The sequence below is a fragment of the Rhodococcus artemisiae genome (assembly GCF_036327795.1).
Classification (GTDB): Bacteria; Actinomycetota; Actinomycetes; order Mycobacteriales; family Mycobacteriaceae; genus Rhodococcus; species Rhodococcus artemisiae.
In genome coordinates, this window is record NZ_JAUTXY010000007.1 from 274,733 (window position 1) to 295,617 (window position 20,885).

Sequence of the window (20,885 nt, forward strand, 5' to 3'; positions counted from 1 at the left end):
AGCATGACCACACCCATAGCCGAACCGTCACAGGTGGGCACGACAGGGGAAGAATGGGAAGTTTTCGTCGAGCGCGGAAAGATCCGTGAGTTCGCAGCCGCGATGCAGTCCGATAACCCTGCATTCCAGGGGCCCGACGCGATAATCCCGCCCACGTTCCTGATCAGCGCAAACCAGTGGGCACCTGCTGGTGCGCGAGTCAACGTTGGTTTCGACCGTAAGCGACTCCTTCACGGCGAGCAGGAGTTCGTTTTCCACCGCGGGCTCCCAAAAGCAGGCGACCGGATTCTGGCCCGAGAGCGGCTGGTCGAGCGATTCGAAAAACCCGGCAAGAAAGGGGGACAGATGCGCTTTGCCGTCGTCGTCACCGAGTTCCACAATTCGGCAGGCGAACTGGTAGCGGAATCACGCGGAACCTTCATCGAGACCGCCGCCAAGGAGGCAACGAAATGAGCGCACCCACCACTGAACTCGAGGTGGGCACCACCGCCGAGCCCCGCACCTTCGGTCCTCTGACGAGACAAATGTTCGTCCGGTACTCCGGTGCATCGGGCGATCTGAACCCGATGCACTACGACGACAACATGGCCCGTGCTGCCGGCAACCCCTCCGTGTTCTCGCAGGGGATGCATCAGTCGGCTCTACTGGCGACCTTCGCGACCGATTGGCTCGGCGCCGAGAACGTGCGCAGGTTCGGAGTTCGCTTTCGCGAGCAGGTCTGGCCGGACGATGTGCTCACCTGCACCGGCGAGGTCACCGCGACAGCGGATGTGGACGGTGGGCGGCTCGTTACCGTCTCGCTCACGTGTACACGGCAGACCGGTGGTGTCGCGATCAGCGGGACGGCAGACTTCCTGATTCTTACCGGCCGGTAGGATACTGGCCACATTCCGCGCGAAGTCCTCGCGGCAAACGATACTGATCACCTAGGCTGTGCACTGATGTCAGAAAACCCGATCTACCGTCGCGCAAGTTATGGCCCGTCGAGCCCCGAAGTGGGCACACGGGGCGCATCGACGCGTCGGCGAATCATCGAAGTATCTCTGGAGCTGTTCGCAGAGCACGGCTTCTTCGGCACATCGGTGGACGCCATCGCGAAGGCCGCAGACATGTCCCGCGCCACGCTCTATCAGTATTTTCCGGGTAAGGACGAGATCTTTCTCGAACTACTGGACGAGTGTGGGCGCGCCCTGTTCCGTGTTGCTCGGCGCATCGGTCCGCTCGGCCCGACCGAGGTCGGGTTCGACAACCTGAACTGGTGGTTGGGCGAGTGGAGCTGGGTCTTCGAGAAGTACTCGACGATGTTTGTACAGTGGGCCGTCGTCGCCGCGTCGGAGTCCGCGGTGAAGCCGGAGATCAGCCGCTTCGTCGCGAATTACAACGAGCGGGTCTCGAGCCGCCTCGAGGAGTCGAAGCTCGTAGGAATCGAGCCGCGCGTCGCAGCCATGACGATGACGGCGCTGGTGCACCGTGTCAATCTCTTCATCCACACAGACCGGGTATACGGCCGCGAGACGCAATCGATCGTGGACGCCTTGTCGGTGTTTCTCCAACTGTTCCTGTTTCCCGAGACTCCCGCAGCCGTGCTGCACAGCCTCAAGTTGCGCACCGTGGGCACAGGCGCCATCACCCTGCCGGACCGGCCTTCCACCGAAGGGCTGAGCCTTGCCGATCGCACCGATGGACTCACCAAACGCGCGACCAACACCGTCCGAGCCCTGGTAGAAGCCGGTGCGGAACAATTCCGCGCGAAGGGCTACCATCGCACGAGCGTGGACGATATCGTCGATGCGGCCGGTTTCGCTCGCGGTACATTCTACAAGTACTTCAGCGAGAAGCAGGATCTACTCACGACACTGTGCATCGAATCGGCGGACCGCGCGCTCGAGCTGGCCCAGGATCTTCGTAAGGTCGACTTCACCGATCCCGACAATGCCGCGCCACATCAATGGCTGAAGTCCTTCGTGGAATATATGGAACATTATTCGGGCTCCATCGATGCGTGGACCGAACGAACTGCCGACAGCAAGATCGTGCACGGCCTGGGCGCCTACGGGCAAGCTTCCTTGGACGCGTCGTCACTGACCGTGCTGGCGCCCCACCCGCGTAACTACCCGTTCGACCCCATACTGTCCGTCCTCATTCTGCGTGCAATTGTCGTACGCCTCCCCGAGGCCGCGCAGGAAATGAAACCTCCACTCACTCTCGACGAGTCGATCGACCTCACGTTGACCGTCATCCGGCGTGGTTTCTTCTCCTCCATCGAGGACTGACCGAACTCACGCTTCGAGCACACCGCCCTTTGCGGCATACCCGACCTGGATACGGGAACGGGCATACAGCTGTGCGCGAAGCACCCCACGTGCACGAGCAACGCACGGCAAGGGTCTTGAATATTTCTGACGCTTATGTCATTTTGTACGTAGGATTCAATCATCGCTTGCACCAAGCTGATAGGAAGGCCCATCCCTATGGACATCACGACTGCGTCCGCGCTCGTCACCGGTGGAGCCGGTGGCCTCGGTGAGGCAACGGTTCGTCAGCTCGTTGCCGCCGGCACCGCCGTTGTCATCGCCGACCTCAACGACGAGAAGGGCAAGGCGCTCGAGGCCGAACTCGGCGATCGGGTCCGATATGTCGCCACCGACGTACTCGATGAGGCCAGCGTCAACGCTGCCATCGCCGTCGCTGAAGAGCTCGCACCACTGAAGATTGTCGTGAACGCTCATGGAGGAGGCGCTGGGGCATCGCGCGTTGTCGGACGCGACGGTGAACCGGCATCCTTCGAGCAATTCCAGTGGTACATAAACCTTTTCCTCAACGGAACCTTCAACGTCCTGCGACTCGGCGCCGCCGCAATGGCCAGGAACACCGCCGACGAGGACGGCGCTCGGGGTGTCGTCATCAACACCGCGAGCATCGCAGCATTCGAGGGGCAGATCGGCCAGACAGCCTACTCCGCGGCAAAGGGCGGCGTCGTGGGATTGACACTTCCCGCCGCACGCGATCTCACCAAGCAGGGTATTCGAGTCATGGCCATCGCACCGGGTACGTTCTTCACACCCGCGTTCAAGATGGAACGCGAAGAAGCCGACCAGAAGTGGGGATCGGCCGTTCCGTTCCCCAATCGCATGGGCAGCCCGTCCGAGTACGCAGCGCTTGTGCAGCACATCGCCGAGAACAACTACCTCAACGGCGAAGTGATCCGGATCGATGGTGCACTTCGGTTCCAGCCGAAGTAGATCGGGAACCAGTAGGCCAAGAGGGAATGTCACGGAGCGACGAAATTGTCGAGCCGTGGCATTCCGCGTTGCCTCGATCACTGCAGTAGATCAACGCGCTGGAGCACGCCCGGCCCTATCGCCATCACCGAGCCCAGCCGGACAGCTTCTGCAAGGAGTTGAAGACTCGCGGCGAAGAGAAGGTGGTTGACCAGCGTGATCCCAGCCGCTCCTCTGCGATCCAGGCAGCCGTGTCGCTGACCGGAGCACCCCGCGACCGCCGCATCGCGAGCCGACCTGCATCCGGAAATCCGCATCAGCGTATCGACCCGTCCCGTGGTGCGCGAAACGAACACTGAGCCCGGCTGCATAGGCGGCTGTACCACCCGGTCCCCACGCGGCCTCGCCAGTTACGTATCGGAGAACGTGCAACAAGAGGACGCTGCCGCAGTCACGACCGAAATCTGCAAGCGACACCCCGACCACAGCCCACTGCTCGCGCAGTCGATCGGCGACCTGATCTCGTGGGCAATGCGCGCATCCTGTGCCATGGCGCCAGCAATCGCATCACCATCGGTTCACCATCCGGCCCTGCGAAGACGAATCCTATTCTGACAGTCATTTTTTCGCGTTCTCCTGGAGCTCGTTGCCGGCCCCACGCCTGCAGCCTGCGGCGTACGCAAGTATGAAATGTATTCATGTGCTGCGTGAATTAATACCATGCCGAACGGTGCAACCTCCCCTTCCTATCGTGATGTGGATCACCTAGGTTCGAATCGAGCCATCCCGCGCCTTCACAGTCTCGGCCGATTCGAGCAACAGGAGACGCACAGATCCTCGAGAATCCCTACGCCGACCCTTCGTGCATGACCGATTGGAAGAACGAAGTTGAACAGAACTCAGGACAAAGTCGCTTTCGTCAGTGGAGCAGGTCGCGGCCAAGGACGCAGCCACGCCGTGCATCTGGCCGAGGAAGGTGCCGACATCATCGCCTTCGACCTGTGTGCCGATATTTCGACGAACGAATACACGCTGGCTACCGAGGAAGACCTAGCGCATACGGTCAAGCTGGTGGAGGCCGAGGGGCGCCGTATCGTGGCCGCGAAAGTCGATGTGCGCGACCGCGTCGGCCTCGAACGGGAGCTGTCGTCTGCCGTCGAGAAGCTCGGCCGACTCGACATTGTCGTCGCCAATGCCGGAATCTGTCCGCTGGGAGAAGATCTGCCGGTTCAGGCCTTCATCGATGCATTCGACGTCGACTTCCTCGGGGTCGTCAATACAGTTCACGCTGCCATTCCTCATCTCGGCGATGGTGGATCCATCATCGCGACAGGTTCGCTGGCTGCATTGATGCCCGCGGGGTTGTCGACTCCCGGCGGGATGGGATATGGGCTGGCGAAACGCATGATCCCCAATTACATACGCAGCATCGCTCACCTGCTCGCCGCCAAGGGCATTCGAGCGAACACGATCCACCCCACGAACTGCAACACCGATATGCTGCACAGTGCGCCGATGTACCGGATGTTCAGAGACGATCTGGACAACCCCACTCTCGACGATGTCAAGGACGGCTTCGCCAGTATGCAGGCGATGCCCACACCGTGGGTCGAACCGTCCGATATCTCGAGCGCTGTCGTGTACCTCGCATCCGACGAATCCCGCTACTTCACCGGGCAGGAGATCCGTATCGACGCGGGCGCCGGCCTCAACCTCGGTCTCTGACCGCACCGTCCGCACTCGACGAAAGGACTCTCAGTGGCAGATACCACCGAAACTGATTCGCGAATTCCGCATCTCGTGTTGCGCGAGTCCCGGATGTTGATCGACGGGCATCTCGTCGACGCTATCTCGGGGCAAGTATTCGAGAACATCGACCCCGCGACAGAAGAGGTCATCGGCGTTACCGCCGACGCGGCGATCGAGCACGCGGACGCGGCGATCGAGGCAGCCCGCCGCGCTTTCGATTCGACGAACTGGTCGACCGACGCTCAGCTGCGCCGACGCGTCCTTCACCAGCTGGCCGATGCGATGGAGAAGCACGCCGACGACCTCGGCGCGGTGGTCACAGCTGAAGCAGGAGCCCCGGTTGCACTGCACGACCACATGCAGATCGGTCCTGGCATCTCGGCTCTGCGCTGGGCAGCAGACCTCGCTACCACCTACGAGTACGAGCGGCAGTTTCCGGCGCGGTCCGCCCTCGGGACCGAGACCCGCCCGCTTGTCCGGAAGGAATCCGCAGGTGTGGTGGCGGCCATCACCCCGTGGAATTATCCCTTCTACCTGAACATGACCAAGATTGCTCCCGCGCTCGCCGCGGGCTGCACTGTGGTACTCAAGCCCGCGCCGGACACACCGTGGTCCGCGACAATGATCGGCAAACTCGCAGTCGAACATACCGACATACCGGCCGGTGTTCTCAACGTCCTCACGTCGTCCGACAATGCTGTCGGTGAAGCCCTGACCACCGACACACGAGTCGACGTCGTCACCTTCACCGGGTCCACAGCGACAGGCCGACGAATTCTGACCGCAGTTGCACCGACGGTGAAGCGGACCCTGCTCGAGCTCGGCGGCAAGTCCGCGGCAATCGTGTTGCCGGACGCCGACATGCAGGCCGCTCTGGCGTACATCGCAGGTTCGGTGTGCTCGCACGCGGGGCAAGGATGCGCCCTGACCACCCGTCTGTTGTTGCCGCGCTCGCACTACGAAGAAGGACTGCAGCTGGCGAAGGCGGTCATGGAACATCTGGTGCCCGGTGACCCCACCGATCCGACGACGTTGATCGGACCTGTCGTCAACCGGTCGCAGTTCGAACGAGTGCTGTCGTACATGGACCTCGGCCGTGCTGAAGGGCGTGTGGTGTTCGGTGGTGGCCGTTCCGATCTACATGAGCGCGGATTCTTCCTCAACCCCATGTTGATCGCCGACGTCGACCCGAACGCCAGAGTCGCGCAGGAAGAGATCTTCGGCCCCGTGCTCGTTGCGATTCCATACGACACCGAGGAGCAGGCGATCGAGATTGCCAACAACTCCCTGTACGGCCTGTCGGGTTCGGTGTTCGGTGCCGACGTCGCACATGCAGTCGACGTCGCTCGTCGCATCCGCACCGGCACGATCGCGGTCAACGGGGCCGCGTTCATGAGCGACGACGTGCCGTTCGGAGGATTCCGCCAGAGCGGCCTCGGGCGTGAGCACGGTATCGAAGGATTCGAGGAGTTTCTGGAGACCAAGTCCATCGGAGTCCCAGCCTGACGCAACCTCGGCGTTTCGCTCGCATTGAGGCGCACCGGTGTGTAGAGCACACCGGTGCCCTGCATCGGAGTGGCAAGAAGCCGACTGCGCCTACACTGGTCAGGTGGAACTGCAGCAGGTTCGAAGCCTGGTGACTGTCGCTGAGCACCGATCCTTCACCAAAGCAGCGGCCGTCCTACACGTCACGCAGTCGTCGCTGTCCCATTCGATCGCCAAACTCGAGGCTGAGATCGGGCTGCGGCTTTTCCATCGGACACGACACGGAGTCGTGTTGACCTCCGATGGCGAGACACTACTCGTTCCTGCTCGTCGCATCCTGCAGGATTTCGATCTGTTTGCCGAATCGGTATCCGATATCCAGGGAATCGTCCTGGGCCATCTCAGACTTGTTTACTCACAAACAATCTCGGTTCCCACAGGAGATGTCATCTCCGAGTTCGCGCGGCAATTCCCTGGGATTCGGATGCAGATCTCAGCTCCACGCGACGACGCGGACATCTTCCATCTCGTCGAAGCAGGTGTGTGCGACATCGGATTAGCACGTATCGACGAGGCGTTACCGGGAGTCGACACCGAGGCGATCGCGACCGAGACGCTTGTCCTTCTGCTCCCGCAATCGTGGGACAGTGAGCCGAACAGGACCGACGTGCCGTGGGTCGAACTGTCCGATGTGCCCCTCATCGTGCCTCCAGCCGGATCGGCATCACGGCGCCGGCTCGACCGTTTCTCCGCTCAGATCGGCATCACGGTGAATGCGGTGTTGGAGAACGAAAATCGTGGAATGTCGATCGAGATGGTCCGGTCCGGAGTCGCCGCGTTCCTCGCTTCCCAGGCATCTGAGATCATGATCCCCGGCGTAGTGCAGAAGCGGCTCGTCCCCACGGAGACCAGCGAGGTCGGCATCGTCACACGCCCCGGTCTGCTCACCTCGGCGACATCCGCATTCGCCGAGGTGGCACGAGACTGGGGCCGGGGTGCGTTCAACAGTACCCGGCAGTAGTATTCATCGCTTCCGACCGTGTGTCACTTCGTCTTTCCCAGGTAACGGGGGTCGTAGATGCCCTGGAAATCCGCCTGTGCCATTTCTTCGACTCCGGTGACGTCCGAGTTGAAGAGAACCATGGTCGCCGGTGAGCAGATAGGCACTTCGAATGCCTCCGCCGAAGCTTGATCCGATGCCTGCTGCACGAGAGACAGCCGCTCGTCGCCACTGATCGCGGGATCCAGCGAATCTGTGATCTTTTTACGGAAGTCGTCGGGGACGCCGCCCGGATACCGTGGAGTGTTCACGTACAGCCCGAGCAATGACGAGGGCGCGGTAGCGCGCACGTTGCGATCGATCAGGGCGGCAGGAGCTTGACCTGCGGAGAACCCCGGAATCAGCGCAGATGGATCCGTTGCCAGAATCTCGGAGCTCACGCCGATGTCGGCAAGCTGCGACTGTACCGCGGTGACGAGCTGCGGATAGGGTGCGAGCCCTGCGACGTGCATGATGTCGAAGCTCAGTTCGGAGGCTCCCGCTTCGGCCAATAATTGCCGTGCGCGTTCGGGATCGTACGCGTAGCGACCCTCCGCCTCGGGCGAGGACCCTGGGAAGCCCGGAGAAAGCGGCTGTGTCGTAGGTGCACATGCTCCGTTGAGCAGCGACTCGTTGATACCTTCGCGATCGATGGCGTAGTTCAGTGCCCGACGCACGCGAGGATCGGCGAACTCTGCGCTGGCCACGTTCAGATCGAGGGAGTAGAAGCTTCCCGCAGAGAACCGGTGGAACTCGTGGCCCGGTTGCCGCACGATCGATTCTGCGTCTCGATAGTGACTGCTGGGAACATAAGTCATATCCACTTGACCACTACGGTATGCATTGAGACGGGCGTTCGAGTCGGTGATGCCCCACAGTTCGATCGTGGCCGATTTTTGCGCCTCGGGGTCCCAGTATTCGGCGGCTCGTTGATACACGATCCGATCGCCCACTCGAACATCGCTGATGACATACGGTCCCGAACCTGCGGCCTTCTGTGCCGGGGATTCACCGCTATCGAGCAATGCCGGATCGATGATGGCCGCCTCTGTGGTCGACAGCACCTGCGGGAGGTCCCATGCCGGCCGATTGGTGACGATCCGCACGGTCGTGGCGTCGACCGCCTCTATGTGGTCGATCATCGACAGTGTTCCAGCGGTCTTGGATTGCTGCGGATCGCGGGCACGGTCGAGGCTGCGTTTCACTGCCGTGGCATCTACCGCGCCGCCACCGTGGAACGTCGCATCGGTCCGCAAGCGGAAGTCGACGGCCATGCCGTCGTTACCGAAATCCCACGATTCAGCCAGCATCGGAGCCACATCGGGTCCTGAAACAACCTGCGTGAGCCGGTCGTATACCAGTGAAAGGAAAGGGAAGTCGAAGAGATAGTTGACCGAGTTGTGCGGATCGAGTTGCCCTGTCACCGGCAATGACCACGCCACGATGAGAGTCGCGTCCGGATCGGGTACACCGGCGCTCTGCTCGTCACTCGACGGCGCGCCACACGCTGCCAGCACGAGCGCGGTAGAGAGGACGCAGAGCGCAACTCTGCCCCGTGTTGCATTCTTCCCACGCTGCCACATCACCATCTGGGTCGCCTCTCCGAAACGAATGAATACGAAGCAACCCGGCGCACAGCCTCATCCAAGCCTGGGTAGCTTCTTGTTGAATGCAGATACGCCACAACATGGCGAGAGACAAATCTGACAGTTCGTACATTAATGTGATGCTTCGCGCATGTCAACTCGATCAGAAGTACCTATTAACCTCGAGCGCAATATTTTTCGCTGCATCACCCTTGCTCACCACGCTCTGGCGCACACCACTCAGATGACTCCGGTAGACCGAAGACACTCGACCTCGCCTCGACTCCGGCCCAGTTCTGCAAGGATCGCCTCGGAGTGTTCACCGAGCGCCGGTACTGCGCCCATACGGGGCTCTATTCCCTCGAGGTCGGCCGGCGGGAGCAGCGCACGGATCGGCCCGCTGGGCGTGGGTACGTCCCGCCACCTCTCGCGTTCAGCGAGCACCGGATGCCCCCACAACTGGTCCATGGTATTCATCCGCGCGTTGGCGATCGATGCCGTATCGAGTTGCTGCGCAAGCTCGTCTGCAGTGTGGCGCTGCACGGCGTCGGCGATGATCTTCTCGAGTTCGTCACGATTCTCGACCCGATCGGAATTGCGCGCGAAACGTGGGTCTTCGATCAAGTCGGCACGACCGAGTACGTCAGCACACAATCGACCCCACTCGCGTTGGTTCTGCACTGCCAGGAGCACCGCACCGCCGTCCCCCGCAGTGAACGGACCGTATGGAGCGATGGTGGCATGACGAGCACCAGTGCGCTGTGGACTACGTCCTCCATAGGCCGCGTAGTAGGCAGGTGAACCCATCCACTCCGTCAGCGCTTCGAACAGTGACACGCGCACAGCACGGCCTCGACCCGTGGTCGCGCGAGCGAGCAGAGCAGCAAGAACCCCCGAGTACGCGAAGCTACCGGCGGCAATGTCTGCCACCGAAATCCCCGCCTTTGCAACATTTCCCGAAGATCCGGTGATCGACAGCAGCCCCGCCTCCGCCTGGACGAGGAGATCATATGCCTTACGGGTCCGCCACGGCCCATCCGCGCCGTATCCGGATATCTCACACACGACCAACCCCCGATGCGCTTCCGTCAGCGCATCCGTGCCGAAGCCCATCCGCTCGGTTGCACCGGGTCCCAGATTCTGCACGAACACGTCGGCACGGCCGATCAATTCACGAAGGATTGCGAGCCCGTCCGTCGACTTCAGATCGAGGGTGATCGACTCCTTCGAGCGATTGAGCCACACGAAATAACTGGACTGTCCGTGCACCGTTTCGTCGTAGCCTCGCGCGAAGTCACCGCCGTCCGGGCGCTCGACCTTGATCACGCGCGCCCCGAGGTCTGCGAGCTGGCGGGTTGCGTACGGAGCTGCCACCGCCTGCTCGAGACTGACGACGGTGATCCCCGCCAGTGGCAGATCGGTCATCGTTAATTCTCCTGTACTCGAATGTAATTCAGTGAACCAGTGGATCGCGGGGCAAGCCGATGATCCGCTCTGCGATGGTATTGCGCATAATCTCGGAGGTTCCTCCTGCGATGGTCAGGCACCGGGAGAACAGGTACGGGTAGGTGACGTCGGGTTCCTGACCGGTGACCGCCGCGGTTCCTGCAAGCGTGAGCCCCAAGTTGGTGATGCGCTGCGAGTGCTCGGCTCTCACCAGCTTCGTGACGTTGGCTTCGGGGCCGGGTCCCGCGCCGATGATTGCACGGACCGCTTGACGCATGTTGAGCAGGCGCAAAGTGTGTTCCTCGGCCAGCACCTCGCCGACTTCACGTTCGACACCCGTATCGGTATCGACGGCACTGTCGAGAAGCTTGACCAGTTCGGCGCCTGTGAACGGAATCGAGCCGGAGCCACCACCGATCGATACCCGCTCATTGCCCAGCGTGGCGCGGGCGACCTTCCATCCCTCGCCCACTCCCCCGACCACATCGGAGTCGGGGACGAAGACATCGTCGAAAAACACCTCGTTGAACAAAGCGTCCCCGGTGATTTCACGGAGTGGGCGGATCTCGACCTTTGGTGAGGTGAGATCGATCGCCATCATGGTGACGCCCGCGTGTTTGGGGGCGTCGGGGTCGGTGCGAACGGTCGCCAAGCCCCACTGGCATCCGATTGCAGCGCTCGTCCAGACTTTCTGGCCATTGACGCGCCAACCTCCGTCGACGCGAGTTGCGGACGTTCGCACGGCGGCAGCGTCCGAACCTGCGTCCGGCTCGCTGAACAACTGGCACCAGCTGTTCGTGCCCCGTAGTACCGGATCTACCCAGCGCTTCTTCTGTTCTTCCGAACCGACCTGGGACAGAGTGAGAGTCACCCAGCCGGCGATGCCCAACTCGGGAAGGTCGACGCTCTCGAACTCCTGCTCGATGACCAGTTGTTCGATTGCTCCGGCCTCACGGCCCCACGGCTTGCGCCAGTGAGGCACCAAGTATCCACTGTCGACGAGATAGTCCCGACGTTCGGCCTCTGGCAGCGTCGCGAGGTGTTGCGCTGCTGCGCGGGCCTGCTCCCGGAATCCTTCGGCCTCGGGGGGTAGGTCGAGTTCGGCACCGTGCGCCTGACCAGCGCGGTATGCCGCCACGATATCGCTGAGGGGACGACGCCCGTCGTTGAGCAACGCAGCCACCGTATCGGCTCGTCGCAGGTACAGATGTGCGTCGTGCTCCCAGGTGAACCCGATACCGCCGTGCAACTGGATGTTCAGTCGCGCAGCGTTGACCTGAGCGCGAGTGGCATTGGCTGCTGCCACTGCGGCGGCGAAGCCGACCCTGTCGAGATCAACGGACCGTGCCGCGTCCCACGTTGCGGCGACAGCGAGTTCGATGTCGATGAACATGTTCGAGAGGTGGTGCTTGACCGCCTGGAAGGTACCGACGGGCCGGCCGAACTGCTCACGGGTCTTGACGTACTCGGTTGCGATCTCGAGGCATGTGGAGGCACTACCGACAGCTTCGGCGGCCGTAAGGATGCGATATAGGGAAACAGCCGCACCCGCTGCTCCTCGCAGCACACGGTCTTCGGGAACAGCCACACCTTGTGCGGCAACGGTCCCGATGCTTCGGGTGGTGTCGAGACCGCCGAAGGAAGTGACGGTCAGGCCGGTCGAATCCTTGTCCACGACAACCACGTCATCCCCCGCCACCAGGAGCAGGATGCCCGCGTCCGGGGCTCCGAGAACTGCGCGGCTCTCGCCGGTGAGAGATCCGGTTGCGTCCAGTCGCAGGCCAGGCGAGATCCCGACCGCGCCGATCGAGGAACCGTCGGTAAGCCCAGGCAGGAGGATCGATCGGAGCTCGTCGGAATCCGACTGGGCGATGATCGCCGCCGCGGTCACGGTAGGCAAGATCGGGAGAGGCGCCAGTTCGCGACCGACTGCTTCGAGGACGACGGTGAGTTCGGGCAGGCCGAAGCCGGAGCCTCCGAATTCCTCGGGGACGTGCAATCCCAGCCAGCCGAGCTCTGCGGTCGACGACCACAAAGTGGTTGTGTCCACCGCGGCGTTCAAGGTCTCGCGAGCGGCTGCACGGGCCTTGTGCCGCGCAAGGTGAGCCGCCGCGACGGCAGCCAGTTCCTTGTGGTCCTCGGAAATCGCCAATGCCATGGCGCTGTACCTTTCGATCGAACGGGCCCGGTGCGCTGCGGCGCCCCGATGAGGCAGGGCCGAAACTAATGACTAACTTGTCAGATCGCAGCGTATCGAACCTGCGCGGCTTACAACAGACCGGTGTTCGCAATCCGGGCGCAACCCGATACCTTCGACGCAAGTGACCCGCTCCAGCGCCTGACTGCATGTGCAGCATCCGAACATGAGGGCAGCCCGGTTTGTATGTAGACAAACTGTCAGAACATACCTAATCTAGTCGGTGACTTGATCTGGGTCACTATTCGAACGAGGAGCATCGACCGCCGTGCCGTACGTTATCGCCGAACCCTGCGTAGATGTGATGGACAAAGCCTGCATCGAAGAATGCCCGGTCGACTGCATCTATGAAGGCTCACGCATGCTCTATATCCATCCCGACGAATGTGTCGATTGTGGCGCATGCGAGCCCGTGTGCCCCGTCGAGGCGATCTTCTTCGAGGACGATCTTCCCGAGGATTGGAATGGTTACGTCGCGAGCAACGTGGACTTCTTCGCCGACCTCGGTTCCCCCGGAGGGGCCGCGAAGGTCGGCCGTACCGAGAACGATCCGCCTTCCATCAAGAACCTGATCCCGATGAAACAGAGCTGACCCGGCCTCGCCGGATCCCGACGACCGATCGGAACGGACAATGAGTATTTCCCTCCTCCTCGAGATGGCAGTGTCGGGCAGCCCCGACCGCCCAGCACTCGTCGTCGACGACACGACTGTGACGTACCAGCAGTTCGCGGACGGTGTGGCGGCAGCGGGCTCGGTAATCCAGTCGGCGGACGTCGACACCGTCGTGTATCTCGGAGGTTCCGGGCTGGATCTGCCCACCCTGCTGTTCGCGTCGGCCCACGCAGGTGTGCCCTTCGCCCCGGTGAATTACCGGCTCTCGGCCGAGCAGCTCGAACAACTCATCGGACGATTGTCGCGACCCCTTGTCATCGTCGAACGACGCTATCTCGACGCCGTGGCAGGTGCTGTCGGCGAGATTGTCACCCTAGAGGATTTCCGAGCCCGCACCGAAACGGTTACGGTCACCGAGCCTGCCACCGTGGACGCAGAAGACACCGCCATCGTGCTGTTCACCAGTGGGACCACCTCAGCTCCGAAGGGCGTGGTCCTGCGCCACAGTCATCTGCTCAGCTACGTCATGGGTACCGTCGAATACAGCTCGGCGGAAGAGACCGACGGTGCGCTCGTCAGCGTGCCGCCATATCACATCGCCGGTATGGGCACCATCCTGACAAACCTCTACGCGGGCCGTCGCATCATCTACCTCCCGCATTTCGACGCACAACGCTGGCTCGACGTCGCGCGCAACACCGGTGCCACCTCGGCGATGGTGGTGCCCACGATGCTGGACATGATCGTCGACCGCCTCGGAGAAGCCGAAGCCGAGGTCCCCACGTTGAAATCGCTGTCGTACGGCGGCGCCCGCATGCCCCTCCCCACCCTCGAAGCCGCATTACGTGCGTTTCCCGGAGTCGGTTTCGTCAACGCCTACGGCCTCACCGAGACCAGTTCCACAATCGCACTCCTCGGACCCGCCGACCATCGGGACGCACTCGCCAGCGACGATCCGGACGTCCGGGCTCGCCTCGGTTCCATCGGGCGTCCCGTTCCCGGGATCGAGGTCGAGATCCGCAATGCCGACGACAACCCTGTCGGTGTCGGCGAACAGGGTGAACTGTGGGTGCGGGGTCCACAGGTGTCCGGTGAGTACATGGGAACGGGTTCGTTGCTCGATAACAACGGATGGTTCCCGACGCGCGACCTTGCGTACCAGGATTCGGACGGGTTCCTGTTCATCATCGGGCGAAACGACGACACCATCATCCGCGGCGGCGAGAACATCGCTCCCGCGGAGATAGAGGATGTCCTCATACATCATCCGAAAGTGCGGTCCGTCGCGGTCGTCGGAATCCCCGACGACCATTGGGGTCAGGCTATCGCGGCCACTGTCGTACCCGAGCCGGGCGACGAGCCCGACCCGGAAGAACTGCGGCAGTACGTTCGTGCTCGCCTTCGCGGGTCACGTACCCCCGATGTGATCGTCTACCGGTCCGAGCTGCCGTCCACCGCAACCGGAAAGATACTGCGCCGAAACATCATCGCGGACCTCCTCGCCGAGAGCACAGCTGTCACCCCCGTCTGAACAGACCCATATCCGCATTCTCAGGAAGGATCCAACACATGCTGAAGACCGGAGCACGCCTGCGCAGCCAGGTCTGTACTACCGAAGTCATCGTCGTGCGTGCCGACAACCCACCGGCCGAACTCACCTGCGGGGGGCATCCGATGATCGAAATCGGGAAGCCCGTCGCCGACGGGCTCACGATCGATACCGCCTTCGCCGGCGGCAGCACCCTCGGCAAGCGCTATCACGACGATGGGGACACCGTCGAGGTCCTCGTGACCAAGCCCGGCACTGGTAGCCCCGCACTCGGCGACCAACTGCTCGAGCTGAAGACGGCCAAGCCGCTGCCTTCGAGCGACTGACCGACACATCGATCCGAACCGATTCGCCCAGACACGAGGTATACGCGTGACGGACCCCGAAGTGCCGCGCACCGGCCCCCTTGCCGGCATCCGCGTCTTGGAACTCGCAGGGATGGGGCCGGGCCCCCACGGTGCCATGCTCCTGGCGGATCTCGGCGCCGACGTCGTTCGAGTCCAACGCCCCGGCGCGCTGCCCGTCGACGATCGTCCGACGGATCAGCAACTGCGCGGCCGAACGATCGTCGAGGCCGATCTGAAGGATCCGGACGACATTGCCACTGTCCTCGACCTGGTCGAACGCGCCGATATTCTAGTAGAGGGGTTCCGTCCCGGTGTGACCGAACGTCTCGGACTGGGGCCCGACGACGCCTTCGCACGGAACCCACGGTTGGTCTATGCACGGGTGACCGGGTGGGGACAGACCGGGCCACGGGCTCTCGAAGCCGGACACGATCTCAACTACATTTCCCTCACCGGTCTTCTGCACGCTGTAGGCCGTGCCGGAGAGCGTCCGGTGCCGCCGCTCAACCTATTCGGTGACTTCGGCGGTGGTTCGATGTTCCTCGTAGTGGGTGTACTCGCGGCACTCGTGGAACGCCAGAGCTCCGGCCGTGGACAGGTCATCGACGCCGCGATGGTCAACGGTGCACCGCTTCTCGGCCACCTGCTGTGGTCTATGCGGGGCGCCGGCAAATGGTCGGACGAACGTGGCACCAATATCTTTGATGGATCGGCACCGTTCTACGACACCTACGAGTGCGCCGACGGCCGCTATGTTGCGGTGGGGGCACTCGAGCCACAGTTCTATGCCGAGATGTTGCGAATTCTGGACCTCGACGCCGACGAGCTCGGCCCTCAACGCGACCCGGCCGGATGGCCGGGTATGCGCAAGGCGTTCACAGATGTCTTTCTCGGCCGTACCCGCGATGAATGGGCGGCTGCATTCGAAGGTGTCGATGCCTGTGTCACACCGGTTCTCGACTTCGAAGAGGCTTCGTCGGACCCCCACCTGATCGAACGTGAAGTCTTCGCCGAAATCGACGGTGTCGTACAGCCGGCGCCTGCACCTGCGTTCTCTCGCACCCCTGCCGCCCGGCCACTCGCCCCACCGCGCGTCCCTGTTGCCCCCGAACAGATCTGGCGGTGAACCGATGAGAAACTCCTCCGAGGTAAGCCCGATCGATGAATCCCTTTCTCCCCCTGCAAACGATGTGCGCGGCCCCCTCTCCGGGCTCCGCGTCGTAGAGTTGGCCAACGCGGGACCCAGCGGGTACGCGGCCATGGTGCTGTCCGACCTCGGCGCAGACGTTGTCTGTGTACAGCGGCCGGGCCTGCCGCGAAGCGCCGACGACCAGATCCGACGGGGACGCATGATCGTGACTGCCGACCTGAGCGATCCCGACTCCGTGGCGGACGTGCTCGATCTCATTGCTCGCGCCGACGTGCTCGTCGAAGGGTTCCGCCCGGGCGTCGCAGAAAGACTCGGGCTCGGTCCCGACGTCGCCCTCGTCCGCAATCCGCGGCTCATCTACGCGCGTGTGACCGGCTGGGGACAGTATGGCCCTCGATCGGCGCATGCCGGCCACGACATCAATTTCCTCGCGCCCACAGGCATCCTGCAGGCAATCGGACGTCCTGATGATCGGCCCATTCCACCCCTCAACCTCGTCGCAGGGTTTGCAGGTGGTTCGATGTTCCTCGCCGTCGGAATACTGTCGGCCCTGTGGGAGCGCGCCACTTCCGGACGCGGCCAGGTTCTCGATGTTGCGGCGGCCGACGGTGCAGCGCTACTGGCCCAATTCAATTGGTCGTTGCGGGGTAGCGGCGGATGGTCCGACACGCGTGGTGAAAACATTGTCGACGGTAGTTGTCCGTACCTGGATACCTACGAGTGCTCCGACGGCCGGTACATGGCGGTGGGTGCGTTCGAGAAGAAGTTCTATTCACGAATGCTCGACGTTCTCGAACTCGACGAGGCCACGGTGCCGGATCGAAGCGACCGCGAGAAGTGGCCCGCTCTTCGCGACATACTCGCCGCGCGCTTCCGCACCCGAACCCGCGACGACTGGACCGAGGTGTTCGACACCGTCGACGCCTGCGTCACTCCTGTCCTCACGTTCAGCGAGGCCCCCGGCGATCCCCATTTCACTGCGCGAGGCACCTTCGCAGAGATCGACGGCGTGATCCAACCGCTGCCGGCGACTCGGTTCTCTCGAACTCCTGCGCCCTCGCCCAGTGCTCCTCCTCGTACCGCCGTCGCTCCCCGGCAGGTGTGGTGCGAGCACAACCCCGACCAATCCTAATTTCGAGAGGACTTTCGATGACTGCGACCGATTCGACGACCACCGCTCCCCCCGCGCTGGTCGAGCGCCGCGGCAACGTTCTGCTGATCACCCTCAACAGACCCGACGCTCGCAACGCTGTCAATGCGGAGATGTGCCTCGTGGTCGGTGATGCGCTCGCGGAAGCCGATCGCGACCCGGAGATTCGTGCCGTCGTCCTGACCGGTGCCGGCGACAAAGCGTTCTGTGCGGGAGCCGATCTCAAGGCGATCACTCGCGGCGAGCGCGTCATCCCGGAAGGACGCGAAGAGTGGGGACTGGCGGGGTACGTCGGCCATCGCATCAGCAAGCCGACGATCGCCGCAGTGAACGGCCCCGCACTCGGCGGCGGTACAGAGCTCGTCCTGGCCAGCGATCTCGTCATTGCTGCGGATACGGCTGTGTTCGGGCTCCCCGAGGTCAAACGCGGTCTGATCGCCGGAGCAGGCGGTGCGTTCCGCCTGGCTGCCAAACTTCCACCGACCGTCGCGATGGAGCTGCTGATGACGGGCGAGTCCATCAGTGCGCAACGCGCACTCGAACTGCACCTCGTCAACCGCGTTGTGCCGGCTGCCGATGCGGTGGACACGGCACTCGAGCTCGCCGGTACGATCGCTGCGAATGCACCCCTTGCGGTACAGGCGCACAAGCGAATTGCCCTGGGGCAATGGATCTCCGGTGAAGCATCCGGCTGGGAGATGACGTCAGAAGCGCTACCCGCCATCGCTTCGTCCGAGGACGCGAAAGAGGGGCCGCGCGCGTTCGCAGAAAAGCGTGCCCCCGTGTGGACGGGACGATGAACCGGGTGAATCGAACTGTTCTGGTCACCGGGGGAACCGGAGGACTCGGCTCCGCAGTCACGAGGCACCTCCTCGACACCGGTTGGCGCGTCGTTGTGCCGTGGCTCGTCCGTGAGGAGCTCGACCGCCTCGGTGAGCATCCGAACTTGCACCTCGTGGAGACGAACTTGTCCGACAAGCGCGACCTGGACGCGGTGGTCACAATTGCGGCCACCGATCCGGACGCTCCGCTCTTCGGCTTGGTGAACCTGGTCGGTGGGTTCGCGTCCGGGCAGCGCGTGCACGAGGCGCCGATGGAACTCCTCGATTCCCAACTCGATGTGAACCTGCGGACCGCCTATGCGGTCACACAGGCCGCGTTGCCGCACCTGATCCGAGGTGGCGGCGGGTCTGTGATCTGTATGTCGGCGGCTGCGACCCGCAGGCCGTTTCCCGGCGCGGCGCCATACATCGCGTCCAAGGCCGCGGTCGTCGCACTGGTCGAAACGCTGGCGCTCGAGTACATCGACGACCACATTCGGGTGAACGCATTGATGCCGTTCGTGATCGACACACCGGGAAACCGGGCCGCGATGCCCGACGCAGACCGCCGGTCATGGTCGCAGCCGGCCGACATCGCGAAGGTCATCGCTTACCTGCTTTCCGACGACGGGGCAGCGATCACCGGTGGTTCGATCCCGGTGACCAGTGTCGGCTGATCGACCGGGCATTACCGGACGTAGGTGCTCGGGCGTGCGGTCGCGGACGTAGTTCTGTTCCGCGACTGCACTATCCTCAGAATCGCTGGATGAGATCGTTCTTGACGACTTTGGCCAGCGCATTGCGCGGGATCTCGCCGACCACCTCGAGCCGAACGGGCAGCTTGCGTAGGTTCACTCCCTGTTGGAGCAGGTGTCGTGACGCTTCGGCGAGACTCTGTAGGGGCGCCGACCTCGGGCACCACGACGTACACGCGGTATCCGTGTCCGGGGCGTCGACCGTCGAGTCCAGCAGACCCGGCACCGTGACAGGGTTCTCCTCGGCCATACGCGCAGAGATGTTCTCCGTGTGTCGAATGACGACGTCTTCGAGCCGGCCGACGATGTCACACGTTTGTCGCCGACGAACGCCTCATCACCGGTGCGAAAGAACCTGTTCCCGTGAACGCATCAGCATCGAGTTCAGGGGCGACGTAGCCGAGACCATCAACTGCGGTGCCTTCACCGGCACTTGCCGCATTCGCCCCGTTGTGAGCGAGCCGTCATCCCGGAGCACCCGCACTTCGGCAGCGGGGCCCGGGCTGCTCCTCGGTGACTCCGGTGGTCACGCCCTCTCCGGAGAGGAACTTCGCGGTATCGGGCTCGAAGAATCGGTGATAGTCGGTGCTGCCCCGGAGTCGGCGCCGACGATCAGATTCATGACCCCGCCGACATTGCGCGACGGGCGCAAGGCCTCCGATGCGGTCGGATTGCCTCCTGTAGGTCATCGCCGCCCGGTAGCGGTTGCAGTCGGCCCGGCCGCGCCGCTACCCAGGACGATGACGTCGGATGAGTCGGTCATGGCATCCGCCCGTCGAACGCATTTTTGTATGAAGTGTCAGAATAGCGTTTCGCGCCTGCCTGCGTCTTCCGAGAATCAGCGAGAGACAGACACAGCCATGCCCGTGATCCATTCCTCGACCGGCTCGTAGACCAACGCGTCGAGTGGCCCACCACCACCCGCCGCGGAAGCTGCGAGCCACGTGCGCACCTCGTTCGCTCCCGCGCCAGCGGACGCATGCGCAGAGTCGGACAGTTCCACCAGCGCGGCATGGTCGGCGGCAGCGAACGCGTCGAGTAGACCCTTGTCCCACTCCGGCTTGATCTTCTTACGTGCGCCGGGCAGCCCCTCGGCGATCACCCGGGCGCGTTCGTCGTCATCGATCTCGTACGCATCGAGTTCGAGACTCGGCGGTGAGTGCGACAGCCCTCCGGTGCCGATGACGAGCACACGATCGCCTTGCTCATCGAGGTAACGACACACTGCGTCCCCGAACTCCAGCACCCGGCGGGCATGCGGCAACGGTGCGGTTGCGCAGTTCACAGGCACCGGGATCACCGGGTATCGATCCAGGGCACCGGTCAGGTCGCGCAACGGTTGCGCGAACGCATGATCGAGTTCGATGTCGCGGCAGACAGCGATGTCGAAACGAGACTCGAGGAGATGATCAGCGAGCGCGCGTGCTTTGTCCTGCGGAACCGTCAATGTCCCCGCAGGGTGCCCGCCCTCTGCGATGATTCCCGCCGACAGACCTATACCGAAGGTGGGAACGACACGACGGAATGCGCGGCGGTGGTCTCCACCGAACAGCACGATGTAGTCGGGGTCGAAATCCTGCACTCGTGCGGCGGCCCGAGCAAGACCATCTCGGAATACGGCACCGTAGACCTTCTGCAGATCTCGTTCCATGCCCGGGCTGTGACTCGCACACACCACGAGCCTGTCGCGCTTCGCCATCTGCAACCTCCTCGGTTCACCGGGGCCGTTAGCCCGGCATATATGACACTAACGTTAGATTGATCGCGGCGTCACGTC

19 protein-coding genes are annotated in these 20,885 nt (G+C 63.0%); 14 read left to right on the forward strand and 5 right to left on the reverse strand.

The window, feature by feature from the left end; translation table 11 throughout:
- Window positions 1–3: 3 nt before the first annotated feature.
- From Q7514_RS17095 to Q7514_RS17125, 7 genes are all read left to right on the forward strand, one after another.
- Window positions 4–453, forward strand: coding sequence for an FAS1-like dehydratase domain-containing protein (locus Q7514_RS17095; RefSeq protein WP_330134474.1), 450 nt, complete (start codon window positions 4–6; stop codon window positions 451–453).
- A complete protein-coding gene (locus tag Q7514_RS17100) occupies window positions 450–875 on the forward strand; it encodes a MaoC/PaaZ C-terminal domain-containing protein (RefSeq protein WP_330134475.1) in 426 nt (141 codons plus the stop codon). Before Q7514_RS17095 ends, Q7514_RS17100 begins: the two co-directional genes overlap by 4 nt.
- A gap of 66 nt (window positions 876–941) precedes the next feature.
- On the forward strand, window positions 942–2,273 hold the full coding sequence (locus tag Q7514_RS17105; RefSeq protein WP_330134476.1) for a TetR/AcrR family transcriptional regulator: 1,332 nt from the start codon (window positions 942–944) through the stop codon (window positions 2,271–2,273).
- A gap of 198 nt (window positions 2,274–2,471) precedes the next feature.
- Complete coding sequence (locus tag Q7514_RS17110; protein WP_330134477.1) at window positions 2,472–3,242, forward strand: SDR family NAD(P)-dependent oxidoreductase; 771 nt, start codon at window positions 2,472–2,474, stop codon at window positions 3,240–3,242.
- An 867-nt stretch (window positions 3,243–4,109) separates the two neighbouring features.
- Window positions 4,110–4,946, forward strand: a complete 837-nt coding sequence (locus Q7514_RS17115) for a mycofactocin-coupled SDR family oxidoreductase (RefSeq protein WP_330134478.1) — start codon at window positions 4,110–4,112, stop codon at window positions 4,944–4,946.
- Between the two features lie 93 nt (window positions 4,947–5,039).
- The gene (locus Q7514_RS17120) at window positions 5,040–6,476 is read left to right on the forward strand and encodes an aldehyde dehydrogenase family protein (RefSeq protein WP_330134534.1); all 1,437 of its coding nucleotides are present in this window, start codon (window positions 5,040–5,042) and stop codon (window positions 6,474–6,476) included.
- Between the two features lie 103 nt (window positions 6,477–6,579).
- The gene (locus Q7514_RS17125; protein ID WP_330134479.1) at window positions 6,580–7,476 is read left to right on the forward strand and encodes a LysR family transcriptional regulator; all 897 of its coding nucleotides are present in this window, start codon (window positions 6,580–6,582) and stop codon (window positions 7,474–7,476) included.
- 23 nt (window positions 7,477–7,499) lie between these two features.
- Here Q7514_RS17125 and Q7514_RS17130 read toward each other — a convergent pair whose 3' ends face one another.
- The 3 genes from Q7514_RS17130 to Q7514_RS17140 form a co-directional block, all read right to left on the reverse strand.
- The gene (locus Q7514_RS17130; protein ID WP_330134480.1) at window positions 7,500–9,083 is read right to left on the reverse strand and encodes an ABC transporter substrate-binding protein; all 1,584 of its coding nucleotides are present in this window, start codon (window positions 9,081–9,083) and stop codon (window positions 7,500–7,502) included.
- A gap of 237 nt (window positions 9,084–9,320) precedes the next feature.
- Complete coding sequence (locus Q7514_RS17135; RefSeq protein WP_330134481.1) at window positions 9,321–10,505, reverse strand: CaiB/BaiF CoA transferase family protein; 1,185 nt, start codon at window positions 10,503–10,505, stop codon at window positions 9,321–9,323.
- A gap of 28 nt (window positions 10,506–10,533) precedes the next feature.
- Window positions 10,534–12,684 carry an acyl-CoA dehydrogenase gene (locus Q7514_RS17140; protein WP_330134482.1) on the reverse strand — a complete coding sequence of 717 codons (2,151 nt, stop codon included), beginning with the start codon at window positions 12,682–12,684 and terminating at the stop codon, window positions 10,534–10,536.
- Between the two features lie 307 nt (window positions 12,685–12,991).
- Between Q7514_RS17140 and fdxA the strand changes: the two genes are divergently transcribed.
- Genes fdxA through Q7514_RS17175 form a run of 7 tightly spaced genes read left to right on the forward strand, consistent with a single transcriptional unit; the run spans window position 12,992 to window position 19,030 of the window.
- Window positions 12,992–13,315, forward strand: a complete 324-nt coding sequence (gene fdxA, locus Q7514_RS17145) for a ferredoxin (RefSeq protein WP_330134483.1) — start codon at window positions 12,992–12,994, stop codon at window positions 13,313–13,315.
- Between the two features lie 40 nt (window positions 13,316–13,355).
- The gene (locus Q7514_RS17150; protein WP_330134484.1) at window positions 13,356–14,867 is read left to right on the forward strand and encodes a class I adenylate-forming enzyme family protein; all 1,512 of its coding nucleotides are present in this window, start codon (window positions 13,356–13,358) and stop codon (window positions 14,865–14,867) included.
- A gap of 38 nt (window positions 14,868–14,905) precedes the next feature.
- Window positions 14,906–15,211: a hypothetical protein gene (locus tag Q7514_RS17155; protein ID WP_330134485.1), complete on the forward strand. Its 306-nt coding sequence runs from the start codon at window positions 14,906–14,908 to the stop codon at window positions 15,209–15,211.
- Window positions 15,212–15,257: 46 nt separating this feature from the next.
- Entirely contained in the window at window positions 15,258–16,358 is a 1,101-nt protein-coding gene (locus Q7514_RS17160; protein ID WP_330134486.1) for a CaiB/BaiF CoA transferase family protein, read from the forward strand.
- Between the two features lie 4 nt (window positions 16,359–16,362).
- Window positions 16,363–17,514, forward strand: coding sequence for a CaiB/BaiF CoA transferase family protein (locus Q7514_RS17165; protein WP_330134487.1), 1,152 nt, complete (start codon window positions 16,363–16,365; stop codon window positions 17,512–17,514).
- Window positions 17,515–17,531: 17 nt separating this feature from the next.
- Entirely contained in the window at window positions 17,532–18,332 is an 801-nt protein-coding gene (locus Q7514_RS17170; RefSeq protein WP_330134488.1) for a crotonase/enoyl-CoA hydratase family protein, read from the forward strand.
- Window positions 18,329–19,030, forward strand: coding sequence for an SDR family NAD(P)-dependent oxidoreductase (locus Q7514_RS17175; RefSeq protein ID WP_330134489.1), 702 nt, complete (start codon window positions 18,329–18,331; stop codon window positions 19,028–19,030). The genes Q7514_RS17170 and Q7514_RS17175 overlap by 4 nt, the downstream gene beginning before the upstream one ends.
- A gap of 76 nt (window positions 19,031–19,106) precedes the next feature.
- On the opposite strand, the gene Q7514_RS17180 is transcribed toward Q7514_RS17175, so the two are convergent.
- Together Q7514_RS17180 and Q7514_RS17185 are read right to left on the reverse strand one after the other, a co-directional pair.
- On the reverse strand, window positions 19,107–19,358 hold the full coding sequence (locus tag Q7514_RS17180) for a hypothetical protein (protein WP_330134490.1): 252 nt from the start codon (window positions 19,356–19,358) through the stop codon (window positions 19,107–19,109).
- Window positions 19,359–19,946: 588 nt separating this feature from the next.
- Window positions 19,947–20,807: a 3-carboxyethylcatechol 2,3-dioxygenase gene (locus Q7514_RS17185; RefSeq protein WP_330134491.1), complete on the reverse strand. Its 861-nt coding sequence runs from the start codon at window positions 20,805–20,807 to the stop codon at window positions 19,947–19,949.
- Window positions 20,808–20,885 lie beyond the last annotated feature (78 nt).

Coding starts and splice junctions, on each gene's coding strand:
- Q7514_RS17095 (WP_330134474.1), top strand. CDS start 4: ATGACCACACCCATAGCCGAACCGTCACAGGTGGGCACGACAGGGGAA.
- Q7514_RS17100 (WP_330134475.1), top strand. CDS start 450: ATGAGCGCACCCACCACTGAACTCGAGGTGGGCACCACCGCCGAGCCC.
- Q7514_RS17105 (WP_330134476.1), top strand. CDS start 942: ATGTCAGAAAACCCGATCTACCGTCGCGCAAGTTATGGCCCGTCGAGC.
- Q7514_RS17110 (WP_330134477.1), top strand. CDS start 2,472: ATGGACATCACGACTGCGTCCGCGCTCGTCACCGGTGGAGCCGGTGGC.
- Q7514_RS17120 (WP_330134534.1), top strand. CDS start 5,040: ATGTTGATCGACGGGCATCTCGTCGACGCTATCTCGGGGCAAGTATTC.
- Q7514_RS17130 (WP_330134480.1), bottom strand. CDS start 9,083: ATGGTGATGTGGCAGCGTGGGAAGAATGCAACACGGGGCAGAGTTGCG.
- Q7514_RS17135 (WP_330134481.1), bottom strand. CDS start 10,505: ATGACCGATCTGCCACTGGCGGGGATCACCGTCGTCAGTCTCGAGCAG.
- Q7514_RS17140 (WP_330134482.1), bottom strand. CDS start 12,684: ATGGCATTGGCGATTTCCGAGGACCACAAGGAACTGGCTGCCGTCGCG.
- Q7514_RS17150 (WP_330134484.1), top strand. CDS start 13,356: ATGAGTATTTCCCTCCTCCTCGAGATGGCAGTGTCGGGCAGCCCCGAC.
- Q7514_RS17155 (WP_330134485.1), top strand. CDS start 14,906: ATGCTGAAGACCGGAGCACGCCTGCGCAGCCAGGTCTGTACTACCGAA.
- Q7514_RS17165 (WP_330134487.1), top strand. CDS start 16,363: ATGAGAAACTCCTCCGAGGTAAGCCCGATCGATGAATCCCTTTCTCCC.
- Q7514_RS17170 (WP_330134488.1), top strand. CDS start 17,532: ATGACTGCGACCGATTCGACGACCACCGCTCCCCCCGCGCTGGTCGAG.
- Q7514_RS17175 (WP_330134489.1), top strand. CDS start 18,329: ATGAACCGGGTGAATCGAACTGTTCTGGTCACCGGGGGAACCGGAGGA.
- Q7514_RS17180 (WP_330134490.1), bottom strand. CDS start 19,358: ATGGCCGAGGAGAACCCTGTCACGGTGCCGGGTCTGCTGGACTCGACG.
- Q7514_RS17185 (WP_330134491.1), bottom strand. CDS start 20,807: ATGGCGAAGCGCGACAGGCTCGTGGTGTGTGCGAGTCACAGCCCGGGC.